The following is a 13,286-nucleotide window of genomic DNA, read 5'->3' as shown; positions in this document are numbered from 1 at the left end:
GGGAGAACTTCTTCAACATGAAGAAGTTCTTATTTTTTTAAAAACCTAAATGTGATATATTGGTTTTATGGATAAAAATCAGAAAATAAAAAAAATTATTCGTCCGTCATTGCGCGATCAAGTTTATGAAGGTCTTAAGTCAGCTATTATGACGCTAGAGTTTCAGCCTGGTGAACGATTGCATGATCATCAGCTAGCAGAGGACTTTGGGGTTAGTCGCACTCCTGTGCGTGAAGCGTTAAAAAGACTCGAAGATGAAGGTCTTGTTGAATCTTCCCCAGGATCTTCAACAAAAGTTGCTCCTTTATATAGCGAGGAGGCGAAACATACCTTTGTTGTTGTGGCAGCTTTACAAGCTCTTGCAGCAAGGTTAGCATTTCCATTCATAGGAGAGGAGGAAATAAAAGAGCTCTCAGACGCAAATAAAAACTTTAAATACCGAATGAGAGAGAGAGATGCTCGAGGTGCGATTGAAGAAGATTATCGTTTTCATAACGTATTTGTGAGAGCTTCTAAAAATCCAGAAATTGAAAAAATGCTCGCACGCCTTATTGGAAATGTATATCGGCTTGAGCTTTCTAAATTTAGCTCTGTAGAAGGAGAAAGTTCATACAGAGATCACCAGGAAATTATTGAAGCTGTTCAAAAAGGAGAGAAAGAGAAAGTAGAGAAGCTTGTTGAAAAAAACTGGCTTACTCTAGGGGATAAACTCGCTCGGTAATAGAGCTAGGAGGAGATAAAATGCGTCCTATTTTCTTAGGGATTTTAGCTTCTCTCTTTTTTGCTTCCACATTTGTGTTAAATCGCTTTATGGAAGTAGAAGGAGGAAGCTGGATTTGGAGTGCTGTACTTCGCTTTGTTTTTATGATTCCCTTTCTGTTGTTCATTGTCTATCGTAAGCGAAAAGTATTTCATTTAATAAAACAAATAAAACAAAAGCCTTGGAGCTGGCTTTTATGGAGCACTGTTGGCTTTGGCTTATTTTATGCACCGCTTTGCTTTGCGGCTGCTTATGGTCCTGGGTGGCTTATTGCAGGAACATGGCAAATTACCATTTTATCTGGATCATTATTAGCTCCGCTCTTTTACGCAAGAATTAAAAGGGGCTCAGAGTATGTTTTAGTAAGAGGGCGTATTCCATATAGAAGTCTTTTATTTTCTTCTTTTATTTTACTAGGTGTTATATTTATGCAAATAGATCATGCAACCGAAATTTCTTTACGAAGTATGATTCTGTGTGTTCTTCCTATTCTAATCGCTTCTTTTGCCTATCCTCTTGGCAATCGTAAGATGATGGAAGTTTGCGAGGGAAAGGTAGATCCATACGAGCGCTTGTTAGGAATGACGCTTGCAAGCATGCCATTTTGGGGCATTTTAACAATCTATGGACTCTTTGAAGAAGGAGTGCCAAGTGTAAATCAAACGGTTCAGTCACTTATTGTTGCGTTACTTTCGGGAGTTTGTGCTACAGCGCTCTTCTTTGCGGCAACAGATCTTGTGAAACATGATATGCAAAAGCTTGGAGCAGTGGAAGCAACGCAGTCATTTGAAGTTCTTTTTGCTCTTTTGGGAGAAGTTTTATTGCTTTCGGCTCCGTTACCAACAGCGATTTCATGGATTGGGATTTTGTTTGTTGTCGGCGGTATGATGGCCCAAAGCTATGCTTCAAATAGAAAGATTAAAAAAGATCAAAGTTTATCTGTTTAATCCATAATATATATTTTAATAAAATTATGTTCTAAAAGAAAAGTAAGAAAAATGAATAAAAAGATTGCTATTATTGGCGGAAGAGGTACAGTAGGGAAAAAAATAAGTAAAAAAGCATTAGAAAAAGGCTATAGCGTCAAGATGCTAACACGATATCGAGAAGAAAGTGGAAGTGGGGATAAAGTTTGCTTCATTAGGGGAGATGCTAGGAATAAAGATGATATAAAAGAGCTGATAAAAGGGTGTGATGCTGTTATTAATACTGTTGGACATCCTAAAAGTGAAAAGCCTTTTTATAGGACGGTAACTTCACATATTATACAGGGAATGAAAGAGCTAGGAATAAAACGTTATATTGTGGCAACAGGAGCGTCTTTAACGCTGAATGGGGACGAAAAAACATTTCTAAATCAAGTAGGCGCAAATTTGTTTCAACTCTTTTTTTCGCCGATGATGAAGGAAAAAGAACAGGAATACGAACTTTTAAAAGCAAGCTCGCTAGATTGGACGCTTATTCGTCTTCCTTTTGTTGTAGACAAGAAAGGAAAAGGAGATATTAAAGTAGCGACAAAAAATATGCCAGGAAAAGTAATTACAAACGAAGATATAGCGAGTTTTTTGATTTCTCAAATAGATAGTAAAAAATATATAAGAGGTACGCCGTTTATATCGAACTAATCGTTGGTAATCTTATACTAGACATGATAAAATAGCGCTTGCAAACAAAAGGTAAACTTAGATAGAAAACAGGTGAAAGTATGGCTTTCGGTATTAAACGAAAAGAGTTAGAAAATTGGAAGAGAGCCGTTGAGGAGGGCGAAATTGCATTTTTGACCCACTATTGGCTTGATGATCGCTTTCCAAACGCTAAAACGGTCACAAAAGTAGGCTGCAGCAATATAGAACGTTTAATCTCTTGGGGAGAGAAATATAATCTTCCTAAAAAAGCTATTGATAACCGTTCAGGGTACCCTCATTTTGATTTGTTAGGAGAAAAACAAATTGAGATTATGACAAAGGAAAACCGTCTAGATCAGCTTAAGCGGTTTACATAATTTAAAAGAACACCTGCCTACAGGTGTTCTTTTAAATTTGCAACGATAAACTTTACTAATAGTGAAGGAGTTTTTTAATTTTTGTTTAACGTTTACATTTTTTTGTTTAACAAGTAAGAAAAAAGGGAAGAGAAGGAGTAAAGAAACACCAACATCCTCAAAAAATAAAGAACATTTTTGAAGCTTAAAAATAATTATTAAAATAAGTTGAATTATCTGAAATTTCTGTTATAATGTAAAAAAGGACAAGGAGTTGATTTCTTATGAAAGACAATGCAGTTAATCCTTCTCAATCCCCTAAAGTAAATGTTACGGACTCGCTTATTGCTGAAATGGTATTGGATCAAGCTTTAAATGCGTTTCGAGAGCAACAAATCCAAAAGGAAATCGACCAGTCACTAGAGAATCAGAATAAAGAAGAATTTTTACGGTTAACGGAAGAGTTGAAAAACCTCTCTGCCGTATAGCTTAATAGATGAACGTTAAAAGAAGAAGCAACTCTGCTTCTTCTTTTTTGTATTGTTTTACATCATAACAAATAGGGTAAGAAAATGCAGGGGCTTGAAATTAATGGGAATAAGTTTTGCTAGGAAAGCTAACGATGATAAAAAGATTCAATTTATTTATAATATGAAATTCTTTTCACATAAAGACGGTAAAATAGATTGCTAAGTTGAGCCTTTTTGTTTTACACTGTAAGAATGCTAAAATATTGTAGCGCTTATTCTTTACTAAAAGCATACTAATCATTGTGGAGAGAGATAAAATGGAAAATGAAACCCCAAAAACGTATAATGTCATTGAACTCTGCTTACTTGCCGGAAAATTGATGCTTGAAAGTGGAGCAGAGACAAACCGAGTCGAAGATACGATGATGAGAATTGCCGCTTCATATGGAATAGGTCGTACACATAGCTATGTTACCCCAACAGGTATTATTTTCTCTGTTGAAGGCCAAGGAGAACCAACAAAGTTAATTCGCATCTCAGACAGAACAACAGACCTGCATAAGGTGAGTGTTGTGAACAGCATTTCCCGTGAAATTAGTACAGGGACAGTGCCTGTTGAAGAAGCGTTCAAACGATTAAAAGAAGTTGAAACAGACAGCATGACATATCCTGTTCGCATCCAGGTTCTTGCAGCTTCTATTGCAAGTGGCTGTTTCTTATTTTTATCACAAGGCGGATGGAGCGATTTTTTTCCTGCTCTTATTACAAGTGGTATTGGATTTTCTTGCTTTATTTATTTTCATCGTATTGTCCGCGTTAAATTTTTAGCTGAGTTTCTAGCCTCTCTTATTATTGCTCTTATTGCTTATGCTTTCGTTACAAAAGGGCTTGGAAACGAAATTGATAAAATTATTATTGGCTCACTTATGCCGCTTGTACCGGGACTTTTAATTACAAATGCAGTAAGAGATCTTATGTCAGGGCACCTCATTTCAGGGCTTGCAAAGGGAGCAGACGCCTTTTTAACCGCTTTTGCTATTGGAGCAGGCGTTGCCGCGGTTATTTTTACAGTTTTATAACTTACAGAGGAAAGGAATATGTAATATGATGATTGATCAGATTTTAACAAGTTTCGTTGCTTCCGCTGCCTTTGGCATTATTTTTAACGCACCGAGACACTCAATCATTAAATCGGGCTTTGTTGGCATGTTTGGCTGGTGCATTTATAGCCTACTTGTAGCGGATGCTGATACAGATTCAATAGTGGCCACACTTGTGGCTGCATTTGCTATTGCAATTGTCAGCCAAGTATTTGCCAAGCTTTATAAGACACCGATTATTATTTTTAACGTAGCTGGAATCATTCCTCTTGTACCAGGTACGCTTGCTTACAATTCAATGCGAAATATTGTTGAAAATAACTATGCGTTAGCAGCTCAGTTCGGAGCAAAAGCGCTTATGATTTCAGGAGCTATTGCAATGGGGCTTGTACTATCCGAGATTTTCAATCAAATGATTCGCCGTGTAAGGTTATAAAAAAGCGCAGGAAATCTCTCCTGCGCTTTTTTTAGTGTGCTGGTGTTAAAACAAATTTTTCAAGAGCTTTTGGAATACCGTCATTCATGTTTGTATCTGTTACATAGTCTGCTTTTTCTTTAATGTCATCAGGGGCATTACCCATAGCAACTCCAAGCCCTGCGAATTCAAGCATAGCAAGGTCGTTATAGCTATCACCAAACGCAATAACTTCTTCACGTTCAATACCAAGCTTTTTAATAAGTTGGCTCAAGCTCGTTCCTTTTGTTACCCCAGCCTCTGTAAATTCTAAGAAATAAGGCTTCGATCTCATAACGCTAAGAATGCCGTTCAGTTCTCTTTGGAGTTTCTTTTCTACAAGGGCTAGCTTTTCGGGATTACCCACCATAAGAACTTTTACAACAGGAGTTGTGATGGCTTCTTTAAAGTTAGAAACTTCATTAATTGGCAATCCTGTAATTTGTCCCTCAATCTCTGTAAATTCATTGTTTTTTTGCGTTACAATGGTATCGCCTACATACGTATGAATGTCCACGTCTTCTTTGCTACTTAAGTCGTATAAATGGTGCACTGTTTCAGGAGAAAGGGTACTACTGAAAAGTTCTTCCTTAGTTTTATAATTAATAATCTTAGCTCCATTGAAAGATAAGATAAAACTTCCATACTCATCTAAATGAAGTTCCTTCGCAATATCAAGCATTGCATATGTAGGACGTCCAGAAGCTAAGACGACTTTTACACCGCTCTTTTGTGCATCCATTAGTGCTTTTTTTGTTAATGGTGAGATGGTATGATCGTCACGCAAAAGGGTATCATCTAAATCTAGCACAATCATTTTATAGGCCATTATTTTCGCTCCTTTTCTTTTCTATGTTCATATCGTACTATAAATCTCTCTAATAGAAAATAAAAAAAAGATTGTTATTTTTTATGAATGATGTTATATTAATAAAGCGATGAGCTAATTGCATAAGACGAAAAATGAGCTTTTGCTCAACATATGAATGTGGTCATATGGTTTTTCGCCGCAATACGTCAGAGAGGCCGTTTATACGGCCTCTTTTTGTTTTGTACAGAAATCCGTGAAGAAGTAGTCTCTTCATGGATTTTTTGTGTTTCTATTAAATTAAATAGGGTAAAGAGAAGAAAAGCCATAACGATAGGGGGAGAAATAATCGTGAATAAAGAAAACTATATTGAAGCAAGAGAGGAGCTTCAAAGAAGTTTAACGAATATTTCAAACGCATATATTTCTTTAAACCAAGATTTAATGGAACAAAGAAAAACGATAAAAGAAGTGAATATAGGATATAGGGAGCTTTTAAAACAATATACCTCTTGCTTAGAAGACATGAAGAAGTTAGCTGTACCAGAACAGTATAACAATAATCATCAAAGCGCTCTGAAAACTGTCCCAATGTTTATAGAATCTGTAGAAATGTTACTTAAAAAAGCACGCTTTGATGAAGAAGCATTGAAGCTTTCCTTTGCTAAAAGAAAGCAAGCAGAGATTGAGATGAACACGTTGGAGAATAAGCTAAAAGAAACAGAAAAAGCATCCATTGCATAGGATGTTTTTTTATCCTATTCATTGTTAAGTACATTCTATATGTAAATTATACTTGATAAATTAATGATAAAAGGGCAAACTTTTAATAGAACGGATAATGCAATAAGAGAGAAAAGTTCTTTGGAGGAGCAAAAGGATGAACCTGTATAACCATGAGTTTATTTTTAACATTGGGGTTTCTGCTATTTTATCTATCATTATTGGCCTTGAACGTCAGCTAAAGAAAAAACCGTTAGGACTCAAAACATGCGTTGTAATTGGGATTACAAGCTGTTTATTAACAAGTGTGTCCATTGAGGCTGCCTATCAGTTCGCAGAAGAGTATGAGCGACCGATGGATCCTCTGCGATTGGCTGCTCAAATTGTATCTGGAATCGGATTTTTAGGCGCAGGTGTAATTTTACGCCGAAATAACGATATTATTTCTGGATTAACAACAGCAGCAATGGTATGGGCAGCAGGAGGAGTCGGAATTGCTTGTGGAGCGGGTTTTTGGTTCGAAGCCATTCTGGCAACAGGATTGCTTATTATAAGCGTTGAAATTTTACCTGTTTTAATTAAAGGAATCGGTCCGAAAAAGCTTCGTGAAAAAGAGCTAAAAGTAAAGATTGTAGTAGATAACGATGAAAAAATGACGGATATCTTGAAAGAACTAAAACAGCGTAAAATGAAGGCACAAAAAGTCCGAATTAAAGATTTAAAAAATAGTGATCTTCTTCAGCTTGAGCTAAGTCTTTTAGTAGATGAAAATGTTTACACAACAGAAGTGTATTATGAGCTGAAACATATTGAGCATATTGTAAGCGTTGAAATGGAATCCTTATAAAAAGCGAAAGCCTACAGGCTTTCGCTTTTTATTCTGGTTCGTTTTTATTATGGATATCAGTTTCTTTTGCCATTTCAGTACTATAAGCAGGACGGCGTTTGAAACGCATATCTTTCACTTTTCTTTCTTTCGGTACATAATTAAGGAAATAGCGATGAACAAGTACTTCAGCTCCTGTAATAATTAGCGCAGATAAGATACTTCCCCAAGCTACTTGCGGGTAGCTGTCAAAGAGAATACTTCCAAAAATCCACACGCTCATATACGTTAGCAAAAATTCGACAATAATAGCTTCCCGGTTGCCAAGACGGCGCAGGATGATTTGATCGCCAATTAAGTATGAAGCAACTGTTACGAATAAACTAAATGAGAGAATATCAACAATTGTGGCATCAAAAAATAAATCAAGTGCAATTGCAAAAGCAACGATAGAACAAATAAATTTTACAAGCAGCGCTTTTAGATGATTCATATCCGAACCTCCTTTTTATTTTTAGTGTGAACGGAAGAATAAAGTTTTATACTCGGGTAACATGCCCATAACGTTAGGAAGGAATGAAACTGAAATGAAACTAAGCATACTCGATCAAGCACCGATTTCAAAAGGACAAGACGCTCACCAAACACTTGAGAAATCAGCACAGCTTGCTTTATACGCGGAGTCATTAGGATATAGCAGATATTGGTTTGCAGAACATCATGGAACAAGAGGGCTTGCAAGCACAGCTCCTGAAATATTAATGAGTCATATTGCAGCTAAAACCTCATCTATTCGTGTTGGTTCTGGAGGAGTGCTTTTACCACAATATAGTCCATTTAAAATTGCCGAAGTATTTCAGCAGCTGGAAGCTCTTTATCCAGGACGAATTGATCTTGGCATTGGGAGGTCTCCAGGTGGGCCAGAGAAAATTAGAAGAGCGCTCGGAGATACGGAGGAAAATGGGTTGAAAGCTTATCCAAGAAAGCTTCAAGATGTTATTCATCATCTTCATCGAACGCTTCCAGGAAGTCACTTATATAACGGCATTAAAGCCGCCCCTCTAACAGACAAGCCTCCTACACTTTGGACGCTAGGGCTTGGGGAGAATAGTGCTTCCCTAGCTGCAAGTTATGGAGTAGGCTATGTTTTCGGCCATTTTATTTCTCCGAACAGAGGAGTAGAAGCGTTAAAGACGTATAAAACATTGTTTAAACCTTCCATGTACTTGAAAAATCCTGCTTCAATTGTAGCGGTTTTTATTATTTGTGGGGAAAGTGATGAGGAAGCAGAGTTGCTTGCTTCAAGTCAAGACTTATGGCTCCTTCAGGTTGAGAAAGGGTTAGACAGTCGTGTTCCGAGCATAGAAGAAGCAAAAGCTTATCATTACACAGAACGAGATCAAGAGAAAATACGTCAAAATCGAAAGCGAATGATCATTGGTTCACGTGAAACAGTAACGAAAGAGCTTTTTAATCTTATGAATCGATATGGTGCAGATGAAGTGATGGCTCTTACGAATATATATGATTTTGAAGAAAAGAAAAAATCATTTAAGCGTTTGGCAGAGCTTTTTCTGTAAAATAAAAGATCCCGCGTTAGCGGGATCTTTTATTTTAATTTATCGTTTAATACACTCTCTTCCAAGACAGAAAACTTGTCTCCATAAATCTTTGTAATATGAGAAGCTCCCCAGTTGCATAGTGCATCTAGAATGCTTTCTAAGCTTTTTCCATACTCGCTTAGTTCATATTCCACTTTAGGGGGCACTTGCTGATACACGATGCGATTTACAATGCCATCTTCTTCAAGTTCTCGAAGCTGTTGAGTGAGCATTTTTTGCGTAATGTTTGGCATAAGGCGCTTTAACTCACTTGTTCTTTTTTTACCGTGCGTTAAATGACAAAGAATAACACACTTCCATTTTCCTCCGATAACTTCAAGCGTTGCTTCTACTGAAATGTTGTATTTCTTTTTTGTTTCAAGCTTTTTTTCCATTTTCTTCTCCTTTTCTATAGGCACTAAAAAGTACCTACAGCACTTTAAAGTGCGTTCTTCCTTTTTCTATTCTTATCTCCCATAATAACATTTACCGGCGGTTTATTAGATTTTTTTTTACTGTACCTTGTTTTTTGATAAAAAACAAACAAACCAAAAATCAATAGATAAAGGAGGAAGTTTTTCATGTCTTTAAGTAAAAAACAAAGTACGTTTGCACTGCTTGCTTTAGCAGTGAGTGCTTTTGCTATAGGAACGACAGAATTTATTAGTGTAGGACTTTTGCCGCTTATTTCCGAAGATCTGAATATTTCGGTTACAACAGCAGGTCTAACCGTTTCTTTATATGCACTAGGAGTAACATTTGGAGCACCAATTTTAACGAGCGTCACTTCTAATATGTCAAGAAAGTCACTTTTACTGTGGATTATGATTGTCTTTATTATCGGAAACATAATCTCAGCAGGGGCTATTCACGTTAACATGCTTCTTATTGGAAGAGTTATCGCTGCTTTTTCTCACGGTGTTTTTATGTCAATTGGTTCAACAATTGCCGCTGATCTTGTTTCAAAAGACCGCCGGGCAAGCGCAATTTCTATAATGTTTACAGGGTTAACGGTTGCGACTGTTACAGGAGTGCCGTTTGGAACTTTTATTGGTCAGCAGTTTGGATGGCGTCTTGCTTTTGTAACAATTGTTGTCATTGGAATGGTTGCTTTTCTAGCAAATAGTATACTAGTGCCAGGAAACTTGTCAAAAGGACAAAAAACAACAATTAAAGATGGAGTGAAATTAGTAACAAACGGTCGTTTATTGCTTGTCTTTGTTATCACAGCTCTTGGATATGGGGGAACATTTGTTGTCTTTACGTACCTTTCACCACTTTTACAAGATGTAACAGGTTTTAAAGGAAGTACTGTTGCTGTGCTTCTTCTTCTTTATGGAGTAGCAATTGCGATTGGAAACATGGTTGGTGGGAAACTTTCTAACCAAAACCCGGTAAGAGCGCTGTTTTACATGTTTATTTTTCAAGCACTTATTCTGTTAGCATTGTTTTTCACTGCGCCTTTCAAAGGGATAGGGTTAGCGACCATCTTGATGATGGGGCTTTTCGCATTCATGAACGTTCCCGGTCTGCAAGTATATGTTGTAATGCTTGCAGAGAGATTTGTACCAAGTGCTGTGAATGTGGCGTCTGCGATTAACATTGCAGCGTTCAATGCAGGAATTGCGATTGGCTCTTATTTTGGAGGAGTCGTCACAAACTCACTTGGCCTTGTTCATACAACATGGGTTGGAGCCTTGATGGTAGCTGGCGCTGTTCTTCTAACAGGGTGGAGTCGTTCTTTAGAAAGAAAAGATCAAAAAACAGGAAGAAACATTGCTTAGCAAGGATAAGAAAACTTTTTTAGGAGGATTTTAATAATGAAAAACTTACAGGATACGGTAACACTATACAATGGAGTCAAAATGCCTGGATTTGGACTAGGCGTGTTCAAAGTAGAAGAGGGAAAAGAGCTTGTAGAAGCTGTGAAAAATGCAATTAAGCACGGGTATAGAAGCATTGATACAGCTGCTATTTACGGCAATGAAGAGGGAGTTGGAGTTGGCGTTAAAGAAGCTTTAGAAGAAAATAATTTACGTCGTGAAGACCTATTTATCACATCAAAAGTATGGAATGATGGTTTAAGTTATGAAGAAACAATATCTGCTTATGAAGAAAGTTTGAAAAAACTTGGTCTCGATTATCTTGACCTTTATCTTATTCACTGGCCAGGAAAAGATCAGTATAAGGAGTCTTGGAGAGCACTTGAAACTCTTTATAAAGAAGGAAAAGTGAAAGCAATTGGCGTAAGCAATTTTGAAGTTCATCATTTAGAGGCATTATTGCAACAAGCTGAAATGAAACCAATGATCAACCAAGTCGAGTACCATCCTCGCTTGACTCAAAGTGAAGTAAAGGCTTTTTGTGAGGAGAACGAGATTCGTTTTGAAGCATGGTCACCACTTATGCAAGGAGAGCTTTTACAAAATGAAGAGTTGACTCGCATTGCCAAACATCACGGAAAATCTGTTGCTCAAATTATTCTTCGCTGGGATGTTCAAAATGGAGTGATTACAATTCCGAAATCAACAAAAGAACATCGCATTATTGAAAATGCCAACATTTTTGATTTTCAATTAACAAAAGAGGAGATGAAACAAATTAGCTCCTTAAATGAAAATCGTCGTGTTGGTCCAAATCCAAATGAATTTAACTTCTAAATGAAGGTAGAGAACGCATATAACTTTAGTTGTATGCGTTTTTTTTATGGAACTTTTTTCTTGTTTTTTCGTATATATTATAGAAAAAAAAGGAGGAGAAAAAATGAACGAGCTTAGCGGTTTTAGAGCCTTTCTAGAAGAAGAAATGAAAGCGTGGGAAGTACCAGGAGCTGCTGTTGCAATTGTCAAAGACGGAGAAGTCATATTTTTAGAAGGACTTGGGTTGCGCGATATCGAGAAAAACCTTCCTGTCACAGAAGAAACCTTATTTGCGATCGGTTCATCTACAAAAGCATTCACAGCCTCAGCCCTTGCACTTCTTGTTGATGAAGGAAAGCTTGCATGGGACGAGCCTGTTCGTACGTATTTACCTTCCTTTAAATTAAAAGACCCTGTAGCATCAGAACGTATAACGCCGCTTGATTTACTAGTTCATCGCTCAGGTTTACCTCGTCATGAACTAGTATGGTACGGGGCAGATTTATCACGAGAAGAACTGATTCAACGTATTCAGTATTTAGACGGAAACGTAGATTTTAGATCAGAATGGCAGTATCAAAACTTAATGTATTTAACAGCGGGTTACTTAGCAGGAGAAGTTGCTCTTTCTTCTTATGAAGCGTTAATCAAAAAACGCCTTTTTACTCCTCTGCATATGAAGAAAAGTAATTTTTCAATTGAAGATATGAAAAAAAGCAAAGATTATTCTCTTCCATATAAAGAAATCGACGGAAAAGTAACAAAAGTCCCTTTCCGAAACATCGATGAAATTGGTCCAGCAGGATCTATTAACTCAAATATAAAGGAAATGGTGAACTGGTTGAAGCTTCATCTTCAAAAAGGAGAGTTTGAGGGAAAACGAATCATTTCAGAGCAAGAGATCAAAACTCTTCATACACCTCATATGTCTTGTGAGCTCATGTTCCCAACAAAAGAAGTGCCAATTTCTACTTATGGAGGAGGGTGGTTTATTTCTCCGTACAGAGGGCATCATCATATTCATCACGGCGGAAATATTGACGGTTTTACAGCTCTTGTGTCATTTCTTCCGTATGAAAACATTGGAGTAGTTGTATTAACAAATAAAGATGCAACATTTTTCCCTGATACAATTGTCTACAATATTTATGATCGTCTTCTTCACCTAGAGGAAAAGAAGTGGAGTCAAGAACTGCAAGAAAAGCTTAAAGATTTGAAAGCAACAATGACAGGCATTGGAGAAAAGGAGGAGAAGGGAAAAGTACCAAATACTCAGCCATCACATCTGTTAAGAGATTATGAAGGTACGTATCATCATAAAGGATATGGGAATATAAAAATCACCTATCAGGATGGCAAACTAGAAGCAGCATTAAACTCTTTTCACTCAGAGTTAACTCATTATCATTATGATGTTTTTCAAATGAAAATTGAGGCATTCAATCATACGCTTCTCCTCTCTTTTCAAGGAAATGTATATGGAGAGATTGCGTCGCTTTCAGGTCCGTTCGCACTTGAACCTGGAACAAAAGATATTGTATTTGAAAAAGTTCCTGATGAACGTCTTCAAGATAAAGAAGAGCTTATACGATATATTGGTCAATACAAGCTTCAAGAAGGGATTTTAGCAACCGTTTCTCTAAAGAAAGAGAGTGTGTTAATTCTGTCGCTACAAGGTCAACCTGATTATGAGCTTGTTCCATATAAAAAAGGTGCTTTTTATTTTAAAGGACTAGATGGATTTAGCGTGCAGTTTGCGGAAAATGAACAAAAAGAAGTTCAACGTATTACGATCGTTCAGCCAAACGGGGAGTTTGTTGGTGAAAAAGTAAATAAAGAAAAGGAAAAAGTGGATTGTTAGATAAGAGGAGCCTTCATTTTGGGCTCTTTTTTCTCGTTATAAAGATAGTAAAGATAAAAACGA

16 protein-coding genes are annotated in these 13,286 nt (G+C 36.9%); 13 read left to right on the top strand and 3 right to left on the bottom strand.

The genetic code is table 11. The features are described 5' to 3' along the window. Nucleotides 1-67: 67 nt before the first annotated feature. The 7 genes from BM012_RS07770 (at nucleotide 68) to BM012_RS07740 (ending at nucleotide 4,747) form a co-directional block, all read left to right on the top strand. Nucleotides 68-721 carry a GntR family transcriptional regulator gene (locus BM012_RS07770; protein ID WP_061805174.1) on the top strand — a complete coding sequence of 218 codons (654 nt, stop codon included), beginning with the start codon at nucleotides 68-70 and terminating at the stop codon, nucleotides 719-721. Nucleotides 722-741: 20 nt separating this feature from the next. Beyond that, on the top strand, nucleotides 742-1,707 hold the full coding sequence (locus BM012_RS07765; RefSeq protein ID WP_061805175.1) for a DMT family transporter: 966 nt from the start codon (nucleotides 742-744) through the stop codon (nucleotides 1,705-1,707). A gap of 51 nt (nucleotides 1,708-1,758) precedes the next feature. Continuing rightward, complete coding sequence (locus BM012_RS07760) at nucleotides 1,759-2,385, top strand: NAD(P)-dependent oxidoreductase (RefSeq protein ID WP_061805176.1); 627 nt, start codon at nucleotides 1,759-1,761, stop codon at nucleotides 2,383-2,385. Nucleotides 2,386-2,465: 80 nt separating this feature from the next. Further along, nucleotides 2,466-2,762, top strand: coding sequence for a hypothetical protein (locus tag BM012_RS07755; RefSeq protein WP_061805177.1), 297 nt, complete (start codon nucleotides 2,466-2,468; stop codon nucleotides 2,760-2,762). Nucleotides 2,763-3,025: 263 nt separating this feature from the next. Further along, nucleotides 3,026-3,229, top strand: coding sequence for an IDEAL domain-containing protein (locus BM012_RS07750; RefSeq protein WP_019395464.1), 204 nt, complete (start codon nucleotides 3,026-3,028; stop codon nucleotides 3,227-3,229). Nucleotides 3,230-3,528: 299 nt separating this feature from the next. Beyond that, entirely contained in the window at nucleotides 3,529-4,290 is a 762-nt protein-coding gene (locus tag BM012_RS07745; RefSeq protein ID WP_019395466.1) for a threonine/serine exporter family protein, read from the top strand. A 25-nt stretch (nucleotides 4,291-4,315) separates the two neighbouring features. Then, complete coding sequence (locus BM012_RS07740) at nucleotides 4,316-4,747, top strand: threonine/serine exporter family protein (protein ID WP_019395467.1); 432 nt, start codon at nucleotides 4,316-4,318, stop codon at nucleotides 4,745-4,747. Nucleotides 4,748-4,778: 31 nt separating this feature from the next. On the opposite strand, the gene BM012_RS07735 is transcribed toward BM012_RS07740, so the two are convergent. Then, complete coding sequence (locus BM012_RS07735; RefSeq protein ID WP_061805178.1) at nucleotides 4,779-5,594, bottom strand: Cof-type HAD-IIB family hydrolase; 816 nt, start codon at nucleotides 5,592-5,594, stop codon at nucleotides 4,779-4,781. A gap of 330 nt (nucleotides 5,595-5,924) precedes the next feature. Here BM012_RS07735 and BM012_RS07730 point away from each other — a divergent pair, with 330 nt between their 5' ends. Next, nucleotides 5,925-6,317 carry a hypothetical protein gene (locus BM012_RS07730; RefSeq protein WP_061805179.1) on the top strand — a complete coding sequence of 131 codons (393 nt, stop codon included), beginning with the start codon at nucleotides 5,925-5,927 and terminating at the stop codon, nucleotides 6,315-6,317. 136 nt (nucleotides 6,318-6,453) lie between these two features. Next, nucleotides 6,454-7,143, top strand: a complete 690-nt coding sequence (locus BM012_RS07725; protein WP_061805180.1) for an MgtC/SapB family protein — start codon at nucleotides 6,454-6,456, stop codon at nucleotides 7,141-7,143. 28 nt (nucleotides 7,144-7,171) lie between these two features. On the opposite strand, the gene BM012_RS07720 is transcribed toward BM012_RS07725, so the two are convergent. Further along, on the bottom strand, nucleotides 7,172-7,615 hold the full coding sequence (locus tag BM012_RS07720) for a YndM family protein (protein ID WP_061805181.1): 444 nt from the start codon (nucleotides 7,613-7,615) through the stop codon (nucleotides 7,172-7,174). Between the two features lie 94 nt (nucleotides 7,616-7,709). Here BM012_RS07720 and BM012_RS07715 point away from each other — a divergent pair, with 94 nt between their 5' ends. After that, nucleotides 7,710-8,702: an LLM class flavin-dependent oxidoreductase gene (locus BM012_RS07715; protein WP_061805182.1), complete on the top strand. Its 993-nt coding sequence runs from the start codon at nucleotides 7,710-7,712 to the stop codon at nucleotides 8,700-8,702. Between the two features lie 29 nt (nucleotides 8,703-8,731). Here the strand turns inward: BM012_RS07715 and BM012_RS07710 are convergent, their stop codons facing one another. Continuing rightward, the gene (locus tag BM012_RS07710; protein WP_061805183.1) at nucleotides 8,732-9,118 is read right to left on the bottom strand and encodes a winged helix-turn-helix transcriptional regulator; all 387 of its coding nucleotides are present in this window, start codon (nucleotides 9,116-9,118) and stop codon (nucleotides 8,732-8,734) included. Nucleotides 9,119-9,304: 186 nt separating this feature from the next. Between BM012_RS07710 and BM012_RS07705 the strand changes: the two genes are divergently transcribed. The 3 genes from BM012_RS07705 (at nucleotide 9,305) to BM012_RS07695 (ending at nucleotide 13,223) form a co-directional block, all read left to right on the top strand. Beyond that, on the top strand, nucleotides 9,305-10,507 hold the full coding sequence (locus BM012_RS07705) for an MFS transporter (protein ID WP_061805184.1): 1,203 nt from the start codon (nucleotides 9,305-9,307) through the stop codon (nucleotides 10,505-10,507). 33 nt (nucleotides 10,508-10,540) lie between these two features. After that, entirely contained in the window at nucleotides 10,541-11,383 is an 843-nt protein-coding gene (locus tag BM012_RS07700; RefSeq protein ID WP_061805185.1) for an aldo/keto reductase, read from the top strand. Nucleotides 11,384-11,486: 103 nt separating this feature from the next. Beyond that, nucleotides 11,487-13,223: a serine hydrolase gene (locus tag BM012_RS07695; protein WP_061805186.1), complete on the top strand. Its 1,737-nt coding sequence runs from the start codon at nucleotides 11,487-11,489 to the stop codon at nucleotides 13,221-13,223. The last annotated feature ends 63 nt before the right edge of the window (nucleotides 13,224-13,286 follow it).

Source organism: Priestia endophytica DSM 13796, from assembly GCF_900115845.1.
In the GTDB taxonomy this organism is placed as follows: domain Bacteria; phylum Bacillota; class Bacilli; order Bacillales; family Bacillaceae_H; genus Bacillus_I; species Bacillus_I endophytica.
The sequence above is the reverse complement of the archived record's forward strand: the minus strand, read 5'-3'. Positions and strand labels throughout refer to the sequence as shown.

What these genes read in the sequence shown, in the direction of transcription:
- BM012_RS07735 (WP_061805178.1), bottom strand. Translation starts at nt 5,594, where the DNA reads ATGGCCTATAAAATGATTGTGCTAGATTTAGATGATACCCTTTTGCGT.
- BM012_RS07770 (WP_061805174.1), top strand. Translation starts at nt 68, where the DNA reads ATGGATAAAAATCAGAAAATAAAAAAAATTATTCGTCCGTCATTGCGC.
- BM012_RS07740 (WP_019395467.1), top strand. Translation starts at nt 4,316, where the DNA reads ATGATGATTGATCAGATTTTAACAAGTTTCGTTGCTTCCGCTGCCTTT.
- BM012_RS07705 (WP_061805184.1), top strand. Translation starts at nt 9,305, where the DNA reads ATGTCTTTAAGTAAAAAACAAAGTACGTTTGCACTGCTTGCTTTAGCA.
- BM012_RS07765 (WP_061805175.1), top strand. Translation starts at nt 742, where the DNA reads ATGCGTCCTATTTTCTTAGGGATTTTAGCTTCTCTCTTTTTTGCTTCC.
- BM012_RS07695 (WP_061805186.1), top strand. Translation starts at nt 11,487, where the DNA reads ATGAACGAGCTTAGCGGTTTTAGAGCCTTTCTAGAAGAAGAAATGAAA.
- BM012_RS07745 (WP_019395466.1), top strand. Translation starts at nt 3,529, where the DNA reads ATGGAAAATGAAACCCCAAAAACGTATAATGTCATTGAACTCTGCTTA.
- BM012_RS07750 (WP_019395464.1), top strand. Translation starts at nt 3,026, where the DNA reads ATGAAAGACAATGCAGTTAATCCTTCTCAATCCCCTAAAGTAAATGTT.
- BM012_RS07755 (WP_061805177.1), top strand. Translation starts at nt 2,466, where the DNA reads ATGGCTTTCGGTATTAAACGAAAAGAGTTAGAAAATTGGAAGAGAGCC.
- BM012_RS07720 (WP_061805181.1), bottom strand. Translation starts at nt 7,615, where the DNA reads ATGAATCATCTAAAAGCGCTGCTTGTAAAATTTATTTGTTCTATCGTT.
- BM012_RS07715 (WP_061805182.1), top strand. Translation starts at nt 7,710, where the DNA reads ATGAAACTAAGCATACTCGATCAAGCACCGATTTCAAAAGGACAAGAC.
- BM012_RS07725 (WP_061805180.1), top strand. Translation starts at nt 6,454, where the DNA reads ATGAACCTGTATAACCATGAGTTTATTTTTAACATTGGGGTTTCTGCT.
- BM012_RS07710 (WP_061805183.1), bottom strand. Translation starts at nt 9,118, where the DNA reads ATGGAAAAAAAGCTTGAAACAAAAAAGAAATACAACATTTCAGTAGAA.
- BM012_RS07760 (WP_061805176.1), top strand. Translation starts at nt 1,759, where the DNA reads ATGAATAAAAAGATTGCTATTATTGGCGGAAGAGGTACAGTAGGGAAA.